At 69.2% G+C, this 15,212-nt stretch carries 13 protein-coding genes; 9 read left to right on the top strand and 4 right to left on the bottom strand.

Going from position 1 to position 15,212, the window contains the following annotated elements:
- Positions 1–308: 308 nt before the first annotated feature.
- From ASD62_RS00670 to ASD62_RS00650, 5 genes are all read left to right on the top strand, one after another.
- On the top strand, positions 309–1,439 hold the full coding sequence (locus tag ASD62_RS00670; RefSeq protein ID WP_056914311.1) for a branched-chain amino acid ABC transporter substrate-binding protein: 1,131 nt from the start codon (positions 309–311) through the stop codon (positions 1,437–1,439).
- Between the two features lie 126 nt (positions 1,440–1,565).
- On the top strand, positions 1,566–2,552 hold the full coding sequence (locus ASD62_RS00665) for a branched-chain amino acid ABC transporter permease (RefSeq protein ID WP_056914310.1): 987 nt from the start codon (positions 1,566–1,568) through the stop codon (positions 2,550–2,552).
- On the top strand, positions 2,549–3,679 hold the full coding sequence (locus ASD62_RS00660; protein WP_056914309.1) for a branched-chain amino acid ABC transporter permease: 1,131 nt from the start codon (positions 2,549–2,551) through the stop codon (positions 3,677–3,679). Before ASD62_RS00665 ends, ASD62_RS00660 begins: the two co-directional genes overlap by 4 nt.
- Positions 3,672–4,589 (top strand): ABC transporter ATP-binding protein, encoded by a 918-nt coding sequence (locus tag ASD62_RS00655; RefSeq protein ID WP_056914308.1) that lies wholly within the window; start codon positions 3,672–3,674, stop codon positions 4,587–4,589. Before ASD62_RS00660 ends, ASD62_RS00655 begins: the two co-directional genes overlap by 8 nt.
- Entirely contained in the window at positions 4,573–5,298 is a 726-nt protein-coding gene (locus ASD62_RS00650) for an ABC transporter ATP-binding protein (protein WP_235529148.1), read from the top strand. The genes ASD62_RS00655 and ASD62_RS00650 overlap by 17 nt, the downstream gene beginning before the upstream one ends.
- 103 nt (positions 5,299–5,401) lie before the next feature.
- Here the strand turns inward: ASD62_RS00650 and uvrA are convergent, their stop codons facing one another.
- A complete protein-coding gene (uvrA, locus tag ASD62_RS00645) occupies positions 5,402–8,623 on the bottom strand; it encodes an excinuclease ABC subunit UvrA (protein ID WP_056914307.1) in 3,222 nt (1,073 codons plus the stop codon).
- 49 nt (positions 8,624–8,672) lie between these two features.
- On the opposite strand from uvrA, the gene ASD62_RS00640 reads away from it, so the two are divergent.
- Both ASD62_RS00640 and ASD62_RS00635 read left to right on the top strand, forming a co-directional pair.
- Positions 8,673–10,505 (top strand): glycoside hydrolase family 15 protein, encoded by a 1,833-nt coding sequence (locus ASD62_RS00640; RefSeq protein ID WP_056917055.1) that lies wholly within the window; start codon positions 8,673–8,675, stop codon positions 10,503–10,505.
- A 10-nt stretch (positions 10,506–10,515) separates the two neighbouring features.
- Positions 10,516–11,211, top strand: a complete 696-nt coding sequence (locus ASD62_RS00635; protein WP_157581171.1) for a maleylpyruvate isomerase family mycothiol-dependent enzyme — start codon at positions 10,516–10,518, stop codon at positions 11,209–11,211.
- 2 nt (positions 11,212–11,213) lie between these two features.
- On the opposite strand, the gene ASD62_RS00630 is transcribed toward ASD62_RS00635, so the two are convergent.
- The 3 genes from ASD62_RS00630 to ASD62_RS00620 form a co-directional block, all read right to left on the bottom strand.
- Positions 11,214–11,888 carry a response regulator transcription factor gene (locus tag ASD62_RS00630; RefSeq protein WP_056914305.1) on the bottom strand — a complete coding sequence of 225 codons (675 nt, stop codon included), beginning with the start codon at positions 11,886–11,888 and terminating at the stop codon, positions 11,214–11,216.
- Between the two features lie 238 nt (positions 11,889–12,126).
- Entirely contained in the window at positions 12,127–12,777 is a 651-nt protein-coding gene (locus tag ASD62_RS00625) for a response regulator transcription factor (protein WP_056914304.1), read from the bottom strand.
- Positions 12,774–13,436, bottom strand: coding sequence for a sensor histidine kinase KdpD (locus tag ASD62_RS00620; RefSeq protein ID WP_082580490.1), 663 nt, complete (start codon positions 13,434–13,436; stop codon positions 12,774–12,776). Before ASD62_RS00620 ends, ASD62_RS00625 begins: the two co-directional genes overlap by 4 nt.
- 173 nt (positions 13,437–13,609) lie before the next feature.
- Here ASD62_RS00620 and ASD62_RS00615 point away from each other — a divergent pair, with 173 nt between their 5' ends.
- Together ASD62_RS00615 and ASD62_RS00610 are read left to right on the top strand one after the other, a co-directional pair.
- Positions 13,610–14,272 (top strand): MBL fold metallo-hydrolase, encoded by a 663-nt coding sequence (locus ASD62_RS00615; RefSeq protein ID WP_056917054.1) that lies wholly within the window; start codon positions 13,610–13,612, stop codon positions 14,270–14,272.
- Positions 14,273–14,316: 44 nt separating this feature from the next.
- Entirely contained in the window at positions 14,317–15,189 is an 873-nt protein-coding gene (locus tag ASD62_RS00610) for a DMT family transporter (protein ID WP_056914302.1), read from the top strand.
- Positions 15,190–15,212 lie beyond the last annotated feature (23 nt).

Below are 15,212 nucleotides of genomic sequence, written 5' to 3'. Positions count from 1 at the left end.
GCCCTTCGGGGACAGACACGTGGCGCCGAGTATGCAGCGCCATGCTGTGTATACGTACGAAAGGTCCGCCGAGTTCGCCTCACGGAGATCGTCGTCCCACCGCTCCTACATGGCCGGAGGATGTCGTCGTCTGACGCGGCCAAACAGTAAGACCTGTGATAACGACACGATCACGCCTGAGGCCGAAGTCCCCAACCGGGCGACGTCCGGCGTCATAGTCTGCACACACCCCATCCGGGGAACCGTGGGCGCTGTGACCCTGCTGCCTCCACGTGCACCATGTGACTTCAGGAGGAGTCTTGCGTTCCGTGTTCAAGATTGGCGCGCCCCTCGTGGCGGCTGCGCTCGCACTGAGTGCCTGTGGCGGCACCACCAACGACGCCGGATCCACCAGCGGTGGCAAGGCGTGCGACCTCAAGATCGGCTTCTTCGGTGCACTGACCGGAGACGCCGCGAACCTCGGCATCAACATCAAGAACGGTGCCGAGCTCGCCGTCTCCCAGTACAACGAGAAGAACGCCGACTGCAAGGTCACGCTGACCTCGTTCGACAGCCAGGGTGACCCGGCCATCGCCCCCGGACTGGCCCAGAAGGCCGTCACCGACAAGAAGCTCGTCGGCATCGTCGGCCCCGCCTTCTCCGGCGAGTCCAAGGCTGCCGACCCGATCTTCGAGCAGGCCGGCCTCAACACCATCTCCGCTTCCGCCACCAACCCGGCGCTGTCCGAGAACGGCTGGAAGACCTTCCACCGCATCCTCGGCAACGACGCCACCCAGGGCCCGGCGGCCGCGAAGTACATCAAGGACACCCTCAAGGCCACCAAGGTCTTCGTCTCCGACGACACGTCCGAGTACGGCAAGGGCCTCGCCGACATCGTCAAGAAGGACCTCGGCTCCGCGGTCGCGGGTTCGGACGAGACCGCTGCCGACGGCAAGCAGGACGACTTCTCGGCCACCGTGACCAAGGCCAAGTCCTCGGGTGCCACCGTGTTCTTCTACGGCGGCTACTACTCGAACGCCTCGAAGCTGGCCAAGCAGCTCAAGGACGGCGGCTTCACCGGCACGTTCGTCGCGGCTGACGGTGTCAAGGACGACGGCTTCATCAAGGGCGCCGGTGCGGCGGCCGAGGGTGCCATCGTGACCTGCCCCTGCCTCCCCCCGGACAAGGCTCCGGAGTTCCAGGCCGCCTACAAGAAGGCGTACAACTCCGACCCGGCCACCTACTCGGCCGAGGCCTACGACGCGGCCAACGTGTTCCTCGCGGGCATCAAGGCCGGCAAGACCACCTCGGCGGACATGACGGCCTTCATCGGCTCGTACTCCGCCCAGGGCGTCACCAAGAACGTCAAGTTCGACGCCAAGGGTGAGCCGGCCGAGGTCTCCGTCTGGGCCTACAAGGTCACCGGCGGCAAGATCGTCCCGGACCAGGAAATCAAGTAGTTCCACGCGTAGCGGCCAAGGCTCTCGGCATCGAGGGCCTTGGCCGCTACCGTGTTCCCACCCGGACGCGGGCCGGCCTGGTCTCCCCCTGACCCAGGTTGAGAAGCCCCCTGACTCGGAGGCCTGATGGATCTTCTGCTCAACAACTTCTGGGAACTCACGATCACCGGCCTGGCCTACGGAGCCATCTACGCCCTCATCGCCCTGGGGTACACCCTCGTGTACGGCGTGCTCCGCCTGATCAACTTCGCGCACTCCGAGGTCTTCATGTACGGCGGCTTCGCAGCCGTCTGGGTGCTGACCGCCATCGGCGCGACCAAGGCGACCGGGCTCGGCACGGCCGGCTTCCTCGTCGTGGCCTTCGCCACGGCGATGGCGATGTCGGCCCTGGTGGCCCTCGTCCTCGAGTTCGTGGCCTACCGCCCGCTCCGCAAGCGCAACTCGCCGCCGCTGATCGCGCTGATCTCTGCCATCGGCGCCTCGTACACCCTGTCCGAGGCCATGGGCCTGCGCGACAAGCCGTTCAAGTGGTTCGGCAAGGACCAGGACCTCGTGCGCTACGTCGGTCGACCCCGCGAGGCCTCGCCGTTCCCCCTCAACATCGAGGTGAAGCGGCTCTTCTACATCTTCGACTACCACGTCTCCAACATCGACCTGATCGTGCTCGGTGCCGCCATCATCATGATGATCGGCCTCGACCAGTTCGTCAGCCGGTCCCGCCTCGGCCGCGGCATCCGCGCCGTCGCCCAGGACCCCGAGTCCGCTGCACTCATGGGTGTCAACCGTGACCGGGTCATCCGCCTCACGTTCGTCCTCGGTGGTGCCATGGCCGGTGCCGCCGCGGTGATGTACCTGTTGAAGGTCGGCCAGATCCGCTACAACTCCGGCTTCATCCTCGGCGTCAAGGCCTTCACCGCAGCTGTCCTCGGCGGCATCGGCAACCTGCGCGGCGCCCTGCTCGGTGGCTTCATCCTGGGGGTCGCGGAGAACTACGGCCAGGCGGTCTTCGGCGGTGAGTGGAAGGACGTCGTGGCCTTCACCCTCCTCGTGGTCATCCTCCTGTTCCGCCCCACCGGCCTGCTCGGTGAGTCCCTCGGAAAGGCACGCGCATGAACGCCGTCAGGAACTTCCTCCACGGGGTCGGGGACCGCTTCCGCGCGCTGCCCCGCTGGGCCAAGATCGTCCTCGCGATCGCCGCCGCCGTGTTCGTGTACCTGCTGCCCATCATCAACCCGCCGCTCATCACGACGACGGACTCCGACTTCGGTGCGGTGCTGTTCCTCTGCGCCCTCTACGCCCTCGTGGCGATCGGGCTCAACATCGTCATCGGGTATGCCGGGCTGCTCGACCTCGGGTACATCGGCTTCTTCGCCATCGGTGCGTTCACCGTGGGCATCCTCGGGTCCGCGCACGGCAACATCCCGCTGCTGCTGTGCATCCCGATCGCCATGGCCGTCACGCTGTTCTCCGGCATCGTCCTGGGTGCACCCACCCTGCGCGTGCGCGGCGACTACCTCGCCATCGTGACGCTCGGCTTCGGTGAGATCGTCCGGCTGGTCCTGGTCAACGCGGACGGCCTCACCGGTGGTTCGCGAGGCATCTCCAACATCCCGACTCCCCCGAGCCTGGACCTCTTCGGGGTGCCGCACCTGGTGTGGGACGGCTTCGTCGCCAAGGTCGACCTGAGCAACCAGACCCGGTTCATCCAGTTCTCGGTGACCGACTCGATCCCCTACTACTGGCTGGCCCTCACGCTGGTGTTCATCGTGCTGTTCCTCGACTGGCGCATGCAGAACTCCCGCGTCGGCCGCGCCTGGGAGGCGACCCGTGAGGACGAGGACGCCGCGGAGCTCATGGGCGTTCCAACGTTCCGGTTCAAGCTGCTGGCCTTCGCGACGGGTGCCGCCATCGGTGGCCTCTCCGGCGCGTTGTTCGCGACCAAGCAGCAGTTCATCAACCCCGACAACTTCACGATCCTGTACTCGGTGCTCTTCGTGGCCATGGTCGTCGTCGGTGGCCAGGGCAACCGCTGGGGCGTCATCCTCGCCGCTGCCCTGCTGACCTGGGCCCCGGAGAAGTTCCGGTTCCTCTCCGACGCGCGGTTCCTGCTCTTCGGCCTCGTGCTGATGGCTCTGGCGATCTTCCGGCCGCAGGGCCTGCTGCCGCCGCGGCGGTCGGTGCGGGCGAAACGAGCTGACGAGGAAACCGAAGTGCTCGAGGAAGGAGCAGCGCATGTCTGACACCAAGGCCGGCGCCAGCAGCGCCGACGAGACGCGGGGTGCCCGCGTCGACGACGACACGCCCCTGTCCCCCGACGAGGACGCCCGACCCGACACGTCGGTCGACATCTCCGTCGACGCGGTCACCGACCTGCCCAAGGGCAAGATGCTCGAGGTCGACGACGTCACCCTGCGCTTCGGTGGCGTCACCGCCCTCGACGGGGTCTCGTTCCACATCAACACGGGCGAGATCCTCGGTCTCATCGGGCCGAACGGTGCCGGCAAGACGACCTGCTTCAACGTGATGACCGGCGTCTACCAGCCCACGTCCGGCGACGTGAAGTTCATGGGCGAAGCCCTCGGCAAGCGCAAGAAGTTCCAGATCACCAAGCTGGGCATCGCCCGCACGTTCCAGAACATCCGCCTGTTCCACAACATGACGGCCCTGGAGAACGTGCTCGTCGGTGCCGACGCCCACCACTCCACCGGCATGGGCTCGGCGTTGCTCCGGCTGCCGAAGCACCACTCCGAGGAGCGCGAGGGCATGGACCGTGCCTACGAGCTGCTCAAGTTCATGGGCCTGGAGAAGCGCGCGGACGAGCTGGCCCGCAACCTGCCCTACGGTGACCAGCGTCGGCTCGAGATCGCGCGAGCCCTCGCCACGAACCCGAAGCTGCTCTGCCTGGACGAGCCGGCTGCCGGCTTCAACCCGGCTGAGAAGGCCCGGCTCATGGAGCTCATCCGGTCCATCCGCGACCAGGGCTACACCGTGCTCCTCATCGAGCACGACATGAAGCTCGTCATGGGGGTCACCGACCGGATCGTCGTCCTCGAGTTCGGCAAGAAGATCGCCGAGGGCGTCCCCGCCGAGATCCAGGACAACCCTGCGGTCATCGCCGCCTACCTGGGAGTTGATGAAGATGCTTCTTGAGGTCGACGACCTCTGCGTCAACTACGGACGCATCGAGGCCATCCGCAACATCTCGTTCACGATCAACGAGGGTGAGATCGTCACGCTCATCGGGGCCAACGGCGCCGGCAAGACGACGACCATGAAGACGGTGTCGGGGCTGCGTCCCGTGCGCCAGGGCGCCATCAGGTTCGAGGGGCAGGACATCACCGCGATGCCCGCCCACGAGCGCCCCGTGCTCGGCATCGCCCAGTCCCCCGAGGGACGTGGCTGCTTCGTCGGGATGACGGTGCAGGAGAACCTCGACATGGGTGCCTACGCGCGCCCCGACCGCAAGTCCCCGAAGATCGGCCAGGACCGCGACCGCGTCTTCGGCCTCTTCCCCCGGCTGGCCGAACGCCGCACGCAGGTGGCCGGCACGATGTCCGGCGGCGAGCAGCAGATGCTGGCGATGGGGCGGGCCCTGATGGCCAACCCGAAGCTGCTGCTGCTCGACGAGCCGTCGATGGGCCTGGCACCGAAGCTGATCCAGCAGATCTTCGACATCATCACCGAGATCAACAAGCAGGGCACCACGGTGCTGCTCGTCGAGCAGAACGCCGCCCAGGCCCTCAAGCGGGCCGACCGCGCCTACATCCTCGAGACGGGCGAGATCATCCGCGAGGGCACCGGCAAGGACCTGGCGAGCGACCCAGCGGTCAAGGCCGCCTACCTCGGCGGCGACGTCTGAGGGTCAGCCCGACCTGACCGCCAGAAGGGGTGGACCGCAGCTGCGGTCCACCCCTTCTGCGTATGGCGCCTGGACGCGCACGACCGCGCGTCCGGCGCCCCCGTCAGCTCCGCTTCGCGGCCGCCGACCGCGGCGCCCTGGTCGCCGCCTTGGCGGTCTTGGCCGCTGCCGTGGTCGCGGTGGCCTTCCTCGGAGCGGCCTTTGCCGACGCCGCCTTCTGGCTGGCCGCCTTCTTCGTCGCCGTGGCACGAGTGGTGGCCGAGGCCGCCGCGGTGCGCTTGGCCGGCTTGGCCGCAGCGGACTTCGCGGCACCCGACGGCGCAGCAGCGGTCTTCGCCCGGGTGGCCCTGGTCACGACGGCGGCCTTCTCGGCCCCCGCCTTGGCCACGGTGGCTCCGGTCGGTCGCGCCGTGGTGCGGGCGCTCTTGGCGAGCACCGGTCCCAGGAACCGGCCGGTGTGGCTCGCCTCGACCTCGGCGACCTCCTCGGGCGTGCCCTCGGCCACGACCAGCCCGCCGCCGTTGCCGCCCTCGGGACCCATGTCGATCACCCAGTCGGCGTTCTTGATGACGTCGAGGTTGTGCTCGATGACGATGACGCTGTTGCCCTTGTCGACGAGGCCCTGGAGCACCTCGAGGAGCTTGCGGATGTCCTCGAAGTGCAGGCCGGTCGTCGGCTCGTCGAGGACGTAGATCGTCCGACCGGTCGACCGCTTCTGCAGCTCGGAAGCCAGCTTCACGCGCTGCGCCTCACCACCGGACAACGTCGGCGCCGGCTGCCCGAGCCGGACGTAGCCCAGCCCGACGTCGTTGAGCGTCCGCATGTGCCGGGCGATCCCGGGAACCGCGGCGAAGAAGTCGGCCGCCTCCTCGATCGGCATGTCCAGCACGTCGGCGATCGTCTTGCCCTTGAAGTGCACCTCGAGCGTCTCGCGGTTGTAGCGCGCGCCGTGGCAGACCTCGCACGGGACGTAGACGTCCGGCAGGAAGTTCATCTCGATCTTGATGGTGCCGTCTCCGGAGCAGGCGTCGCAGCGTCCGCCCTTGACGTTGAACGAGAACCGGCCCGGCTGGTAGCCGCGGATCTTGGCCTCGGTCGTCGTGGCGAAGAGCTTGCGGATTGCGTCGAAGACCCCGGTGTAGGTCGCCGGGTTGGACCGCGGGGTGCGGCCGATCGGGCTCTGGTCGACGTGGACCACCTTGTCGAGGTTGTCCAGCCCCTTGACGGTCTTGTGCCGCCCCGGGACGTGCCGGGCACCGTTGAGCTTGTTGGCCAGGACGTTGTAGAGGATGTCGTTGACGAGGGTCGACTTGCCCGAACCGGAGACGCCGGTGACTGCGACGAGGTTGCCCAGCGGGAACGACACGTCGACCCCGTGCAGGTTGTGCTCGCGCGCCCCCACGACGGTGACCTCGCGACCCTTCTCCTGCGGACGGCGGGTGATCGGTGTCGGGATCTCGAGGCGACCCGAGAGGTACTTGCCGGTGATCGAGTCGGGGTGCTCGAGCAGGCCCTTGACCGGACCGGAGTGCACCACCTCACCACCGTGCTCGCCGGCCCCAGGGCCGATGTCGACGACCCAGTCGGCCGTGGCGATGGTGTCCTCGTCGTGCTCGACGACGATGAGTGTGTTGCCGAGGTCGCGCAGCCGGGTGAGGGTCTCGATCAGGCGGTGGTTGTCGCGCTGGTGCAGGCCGATGCTCGGCTCGTCCAGCACGTACAAGACGCCCACGAGACCGGACCCGATCTGGGTGGCCAGGCGGATGCGCTGCGCCTCGCCACCGGACAGCGTGCCGGCAGGCCGGTCCAGGGACAGGTAGTCGAGGCCGACGTCGAGCAGGAACCCGAGGCGGGCCTCGATCTCCTTGATGACGCGCTCGGCGATCTGTCGCTCCCGCTCGGTGAAGTCGACGGTCTGCAGGAACGTCGCGCAGTCGGCGATGGCCAGGGCGCAGATCGCCGAGATGCTCTGCCCGCCGATGGTGACGGCGAGCGACTCGGGCTTGAGCCGGGCGCCCTGGCACTCGGGGCACGGCACCTCACGCATGTAGCCCTCGTACCGCTCCCGGCTCCATTCGGAGTCCGTCTCGGAGTGGCGCCGCTTCACGAAGGGGACGACACCCTCGAAGCCGGTGGTGTAGGAGCGCTCCCGGCCGTAGCGGTTCTTGTAGCGGACGTGGACCTTGTAGTTCTGGCCGTGCAGCAGCGCCTCCCGGGCCCGCGCGGGGAGCGCGCTCCACGGGACGTCCATCGCGAACTTGAGGTCGTTGCCGAGGGCGGTCATGACCCGCTGGAAGTACTCCGCCGATCCACTGCCCTGGGCCCAGGGGGCGATCGCGCCCTCGGCCAGGGTGAGGTCCTCGTCCGGCACGAGCAGCTCGGGGTCGACCTCGAGCTCGGTGCCGAGGCCGCTGCACTTGGGGCAGGCGCCGAAGGGGCTGTTGAACGAGAACGAGCGCGGCTCGACCTCGTCCATGGACAGCGGGTGGTCGTTGGGGCAGGCCATCTTCTCGGAGAAGCGCCGCTCCCGCGTCGGGTCGTCGGCCTCCTTGTCGACGAACTCCACGACGAGGACTCCCCCGGCGAGGCCGAGGGCCGTCTCGACCGAGTCGGTGAGCCGGCGCTTGGCGCCCGAGTCCGACCCCTTGGCGACGAGGCGGTCCACGACGACGTCGATGGTGTGCTTGACCTGCTTCTCGAGCTTCGGGGGCTCGGTGAGCGACACCACCTCACCGTCGACGCGGGCACGCGAGAAGCCCTTGCTCTGGAGCTCGGTGAAGAGGTCGACGTACTCGCCCTTGCGGGCACGCACGACGGGCGCCAGCACCTGGAAACGGGTCTTGTCGGGGAGCTCGAGGAGCCGGTCGACGATCTGCTGCGGGCTCTGCCGGGTGATCGGCTCACCGCACACGGGGCAGTGCGGTCGGCCGGCGCGCGCGAAGAGCAGGCGGAGGTAGTCGTAGACCTCGGTGATCGTGCCGACCGTGGACCGCGGGTTGCGGTTGGTCGACTTCTGGTCGATCGAGACGGCGGGCGACAGCCCCTCGATGAAGTCGACGTCGGGCTTGTCCATCTGCCCCAGGAACTGGCGGGCGTAGGCCGACAACGACTCGACGTAGCGGCGCTGGCCCTCGGCGAAGATCGTGTCGAACGCGAGCGAGGACTTGCCGGAGCCGGAGAGCCCGGTGAACACGATCATCGAGTCGCGGGGCAGCTCGACCGACACGTCCCTGAGGTTGTGCTCACGGGCCCCACGGACGACGAGCTGGTCGTGGTGGGGGCGGATGGGGGGTGTGGTGGGGTGCACTGCGGTCACGCGCTTCATGCTAGGTGCCCGCACTGACAGCCGCGTCACGGGAGCCTACGGTGAGGTCGTGACGACGACTCCGCAGCCGACCCCCATCGAGGAGTACGCCGTGCTCGGCGACACCGAGACCGCCGCCCTGGTGAGCCGAGGGGGGTCGATCGACTGGCTCTGCCTCCCCCGGTTCGACTCCCCCGCGTGCTTCGCCGGGCTGCTGGGCACCCGCGACAACGGCCGGTGGCTGCTCGGACCGGTGGGAGACGCCCGCAGCACCCGGCGGTACGTCGACAACTCCTTCGTGCTCGAGACCGTCCACGAGACCGACTCGGGCAGGGTCACCGTGACCGATCTCATGCCGATCGGGGACGGGCGGGCCGACATCGTGCGCAGCGTGCGCGGCGAACGCGGCACGGTCCGGATGCGGCACGAGTGGACCGTCCGCTTCGACTACGGCAAGGTCCGCCCGTGGGTGTCCCGCGGGGTCGGGCACCGCCTCGACAGCGACGTGATCACCGCCATCGCCGGACCGGACATGCTGGTGCTGCGCGGCACGCGTCTCCCGGACCCCGAGGACGGTCACCACGTCGACGAGTTCGACGTCGCTGCCGGTGAGACGTACACGTTCTCGACGACGTGGTTCCCCTCCCACGAGCCCGTGCCCGCGCCGCTCGACATCGACTCCCGCATCAAGGAGACCATCGACGTCTCGAACGCCTGGGCCCACCGCTGCAGCTACGAGGGCCCCTACCGCGAGCAGGTGGTCCGCTCGCTGCTGACCCTGCGTCTGCTCACCCACTCGCGCTACGGCGGGATCGTGGCGGCCCCCACGACGAGCCTGCCGGAGGACTTCGGGGGCGAGCGGAACTGGGACTACCGCTTCTGCTGGCTCCGGGACGCCTCCCTCACCCTCGAGGCGCTGGTCTCCTCCGGCTACCTCGAGGAGGCGCGCCTGTGGCGCAACTGGCTCATCCGCGCCGTCGCCGGCGACCCCGAGGACCTGCAGATCATGTATGCCGTGGACGGGGCCCGGCGGCTCCCGGAACGGACCCTGGACCACCTCCCGGGCTATGCCGGCTCCGCACCGGTCCGGATCGGGAACGGCGCCGTCGACCAGCGCCAGTCCGACGTCCTCGGCGAGGTGATGATCGCGCTCGACGAGGCGCGACGGGCCGGGCTCGAGGTGTCGGCCCAGGGGTGGGCGATGCAGCGAGCCCTGGTCGACGACCTCGCGAAGCACTGGGACCAGCCGGACAACGGGTTGTGGGAGATCCGCGGTCCCCTGCGGCACTTCACCCACTCGCGCGTCATGGTGTGGGCGGCGTTCGACCGCGCGGTCCGCAGCGTCGAGGAGCACGACCTCGAGGGCCCGGTCGAGCGGTGGCGCGAGGTCCGCGACGCCGTCCGCGACGAGGTCCTGTCCCGCGGCTACGACCCGGTCCGGGGCACCTTCACGCAGCACTACGAGACCACGGAGGTCGACGCATCGCTATTGCTCATCCCGTTGGTCGGGTTCCTGCCCGCGGACGACCCGCGCGTCCTGGGCACCGTGCGCGCGGTGGAGTCCGACCTGATGCGGGACGGGTTCCTGCTGCGCTACCGCACCCAGACCGGGGTCGACGGACTCCCCGGGGACGAGCACCCGTTCCTCGCCTGCTCCTGGTGGCTCGTCAGCGCGTATGCCGCGTGCGGCCGGGTCGCGGACGCCACCGCCCTCATGGACCGCCTGGTGGGTCTGGTGAACGACGTCGGGCTGGTGTCCGAGGAGTACGACCCCCAGCACGGTCGGATGGTGGGCAACTTCCCCCAGGCCTTCTCCCACCTCGCGCTCATCGGTGCGGCCCACGCCGTGGCCGCCGCCGAGAAGGTCGCTGCCCAGCAGGCTGCCGACCCGGCGTCGGACTAGCGTGGCGCAGATGAGCCTCGACACCGACCTCACCCTGCTGGCCGCCCACACGGACCGACTCCTCGGGACCGCAGCCCGGCTCGACGACGTCTCGGGCCCCTCGCTCTGCGAGGGCTGGACGCGCGGGCACGTCCTCAGCCACGTGGCACGCAACGCCGACGCCATCGCCAGGCTCGCGTCGTGGGCGGTGACGGGTGAGCGGCAGGACATGTACCCCGGGGGCACGGGGGCTCGCGACGCCGAGATCGCGGCAGGAGCGGGGCGGCCGGCCACCGAGCAGCTCGAGGACCTGCGCGCCACCGCGGAACGCCTGGTCCCGGCGCTCGAGGCCCTGGGCGGCACCCTGGCGGCCGAACGGGTCGAGATGCGGGGCGGTTACGAAGTGCCCTCCAGCAGGCTGCCCTTCCTGCGCCTGCGCGAGGTCGTCTTCCACCACGTGGACCTCGACGCGGGATTCACCTTCGACGACGTCGAGCCGGACCTGCTGCGTGCGTTCGTCGCCGACGCGGTGGACCGCCTCGCGCTCGGGAGCAGGCCCCCCGCGGTGACCCTCCGCGCGGACGAGGGTGACACCTGGACCGTCGGCGAGGGCAGCACCACGGTCAGCGGCAGCCTCGGTGGCCTGATGCTGTGGCTCGCACGTCGCGACGGCTCGCAGGTCCGGGCCGACGGTGGTCGTGTCCCCGAGCTGCCCCGGGGCGCCTGAGCTCAGCTGGTGAGGATCGACGCACCGGTGACGCCGGCGCGCCGGGCGATCGCCACGGCAGCGAGCGCCGAGTGCACCTTGAGCTTGTGCAGGATGCTCTGGACGTGGGTCCGCACGGTGTTGGGAGAGACGTGCAGCAGCTCGCCGATCTCGGTGCGGCTCATCCCCTCCACCAGGCACCCGAGCACCTCGAGCTCACGCGTCGTCAGGTCGCGAATGCCCTGCACGTGCTCCAGGGGCGCTCGCTGCTCGCGCGAGAACGACACGAGGACACCGGCGAGGAGGTCCGCAGGGATCCGGGTCTCCCCGCGCGCCACGCCCTGGACCGCGTCGACGAGCTCTTCGGGCGTCACCGTCTTGGTGACCCAGCCGCGCACGCCGAGCTGGACGGCCTCGACGATCCGGTCGGACGCGTCGAGGCCGGTGGCCACGACGACCCCGGCGCCCGGGTTGAGGCGCAGGGCCTCACGGGCGAGCCGCAGCCCGTCCTCACCGGCGAGGTCGAGGTCGAGGACCATGACGTCGTAGGACGCCTGGTCGAGCAGGCGCATGCCGGACTCGAGACTGGTGGCCGTTCCTGCGACCACCACGCCGTCGAAGTCACCGAGGCAGACGGCGAGGGCGTCGACGAAGACCTCATGGTCATCGACGACGAGTATGCGCGTGGGGGCAGGCATGGCCTCACCCTCTCGCCTCCACACCGATTGCCCCACCGACTGGTGCTGGAGAAGCCCCTACGTCAAAAGGGTGATCTTCTCCCGCCGAGGCGGAAACCGGACGTGGGACGACCCCTGTCGGACCCGTCGACCGAGACCACCGGCCCCGGTGTCGACGCGGGTGCGTCGTCACCGGGGCCGGTGGTGCAGTGGTGCGGTGGCGCCCTGTGGTCCGACGTCGTGGTCGGACCTGATGGGCTCAGCGCAGGTGCGCCGGCCACGACTCGTGCGAGCCGTGGGCGGACATCAGCGCGGCGGCCTGCAGGCGGGAGTGGACCCCGAGCTTGGTCAACAGGTTCTGGACGTGCGTGCGCGCGGTGCTCCGCTGCACGCCCAGGGCCTCGGCCATCTCCTCGGTCGTCTGTCCCTCCATGATGCAGCGCATGACCTGCCACTCACGGTCGGTCAGGAACTGCAGGGCCCAGAGCGGGTCCTCCGTGGTCTTCTGCGGGCGCAGGGCGCGCTGCAGGAGAGCAGGTTCCACCGCGAGCTGGCCGCGCACCGCGCGGTCCAGCATCTCGATGATCTCGACGATCGGCTTCTCCTTGCCGACGTAGCCGGACGCGCCCTCGGCGATCGCGCGACCGACCACCGCGTGGTCGGCCTCGGCCGAGAGCATGACGACCTTGGTCTCCGGTGAGATCTCCCTGATCTGGTGGATCGCCGCGACGGAGTTGCCGCCGGGGAAGTTCACGTCGAGCAGACAGACCTCGGGCCGGTGCATCGCCACTGCGGCGATGGCCTCGTCCGGCGTACCGGCCAGGGCGACGACGTCGTGCCCCTTGGCACCGAGGGCGAGGCCGAGGGCCTCGAGGAGGAGGAGATGGTCATCGCAGACGACGATCCTCATGATGCAACCACCTGAAGGGTCGGAAGCGCCGGCAGCGCCTCGCGGTCGGACACGGGCGCGAGGGTGATGTCGGCGACGACGCCGCCCTCATCGGCCGTGTAGAGACGGAAGGACCCCTTGCAAGCAGCCACCATGGCGCGCGTGGTCGTGAGTCCAAGCGATGTGACAGAGGCGATGCGCCCGAGACCGGGCCCGTCGTCTCGCACGGTCACGTGGACGCCGGCGCCGTCGGTGTGGACGGCCACGGTGACATGGCCTTCCTCACCCGCTGCCCGGACGGCGTTGTCCAGGACGCACGAGAGTGCCCGTCCCAGAGCCACCGGTCGCGCCCAAGCCTGCGGCGCACCCACGACATCGATCTTGATCGGGCACGAGGCGGTCACCTGTGCCCGTTCGGTGGCCCTACGGACCACGGTGGTGAGGTCGATGCTCTCGACGTCGTCGTCGGACGCGTCGGACAGCACCGCCTCGACGAGCTCGGCCAGCCAACGGGCCTGGCCCTCGATCAGGTTCATCTTTCGTGCGTTGTCGCCACCTTCAGCTCCCGAGAGGAGCAGAATGGCGGCCAGCGGTTGCCGCAGGTCGTGCAGCAGTGCTCTTACTGTGTCGAGCTCTCCACCCGCGACTGGGCGCGGGTAGTCGTGAAATGTTGCAGCCATGTTGTATCCCTCACCAACCCGCGGACGGGAGACTGCACCCCCTGTGAGGCCCCCGTTGCTTCCGCGACGGGTCAAACGTATGACGTCAAAAAGAGGAGCAGCAATAGTCAATAGGAACTAGGCGAACCCACTGATTCACCGTGATTGCCTCCCGTGACTACAGAATGCGTGACATGACCTACGACGGACATGTGAAATCGACTGGCCCAAGTGAAAAAAGGACCCTCAACCTTCTCAGCATTTGGAAGATCTCTGTCTCAGGGATGGACAACAACGCCTATTTGCTGCAGTGCCACCACACGGGCGCACAGCTCCTCATCGACGCGGCGGACGACGCACCTCGACTGCTCGAGCTCGTGGCAGAGGGATCAGGTCGTCTCGACGTCGTCGTCACGACCCACCAGCACTGGGACCACCACCGCGCGCTGCCCGACGTCCTCACCGCCACCGGGGCGACGAGCATCTGTGGTGCCGCGGACGCCGACGGACTCCCGGTCCCGCCGGACCGCACGGTCGGGCACGGCGACCGGATCAGCTTCGGCGAGGTGGACCTGGACGTCATCCACCTCCGTGGCCACACCCCCGGCTCGATCGCCCTCGCGTACGACGACCCCGACGGCCACACCCACCTCTTCACCGGGGACTCGCTGTTCCCCGGAGGTGTCGGGAACACCAAGAACGAGGGCCAGAGCTTCGCAGCCCTCATCGACGACGTGACCACCCGTGTCTTCGACGTCTACGACGACGAGACCTGGGTCTATCCCGGCCACGGGGACGACACGACGCTCGGTGCGGAGCGACCCCACCTGCAGGAGTGGCGCGACCGCGGCTGGTGAGACCAGCTGCACCCGGTCCCGACCTGCTCACTACAGTCGCGCCCATGGCGACGACGCGAACTCCGGCCTCCCCGCTGCTGCTCGTCCTCACCGCAGTCGTCTCGGTCCAGTTCGGCGGCGCCCTCGCCGCCACCCTCGTCCCGGAGATCGGTGCGGCCGGGTCGGTCACCCTGCGGCTGCTGTTCGCCACGGCCATCCTCCTCGGGCTGGCCCGACCGTCTCTGCGCGGCCACTCCCCCGTGGCCTGGCGCACCGTCATCGCGTTCGGGTTGGCGCTGGGGCTGATGAACCTCGCGTTCTACGCGTCGTTGGAGCACCTGCCGATCGGGGTCGCCGTCACCGTCGAGTTCCTCGGTCCGTTGACCCTGGCGACGGTGCTGGCACGTCGGGCACGCGACCTCCTGGCCGTGGTGGCGGCCGCGATCGGGGTCGTGCTCATCTCCCGCGCCCTCGAGGTACCGCTGGGTACCGTCGAGTGGACCGGGCTGGGACTGGCCGCGGCGGCGGGAGCCTGCTGGGCGGCATACATCCTGGCGAGCGGACGGGCAGGCCGGGAGTTCGCGAGCTTCGACGGGCTCGCCCTCGCCATGGCCGTGGCGCTCGTCGTGACCCTGCCACTGGGGTTGCGCAGCGTCCCCGACTGGAGCGGCGGAGCGGTCGTCAAGGGGCTCGGGATCGCCGTGCTCTCGTCGGTGCTGCCCTACTCGCTGGAGCTCGCAGCACTGCGGCACCTCAGCGCGCGGGTGTTCGGGATCCTGCTGAGCCTCGAGCCGGCGGCGGCCGCGCTCGCCGGTTTCCTCGTGCTGCACCAGCGCCTGACCGGCCGGCAGCTGCTCGGCATGGGGCTCGTGGTGCTGGCCAGCGTCCTCGTCATGGGCGCCGGGGGTCGCAAGGAGCCTGCGACGTCCACCGGCTGACGCGCGCGTGCCCGCCGCCGGCA

It is taken from the genome of Phycicoccus sp. Root563, assembly GCF_001427915.1.
Lineage (GTDB): Bacteria > Actinomycetota > Actinomycetes > Actinomycetales > Dermatophilaceae > Pedococcus.
Note: the sequence above shows the minus strand (reverse complement) of the source record. Positions and strands in the feature narration are given on the sequence as shown.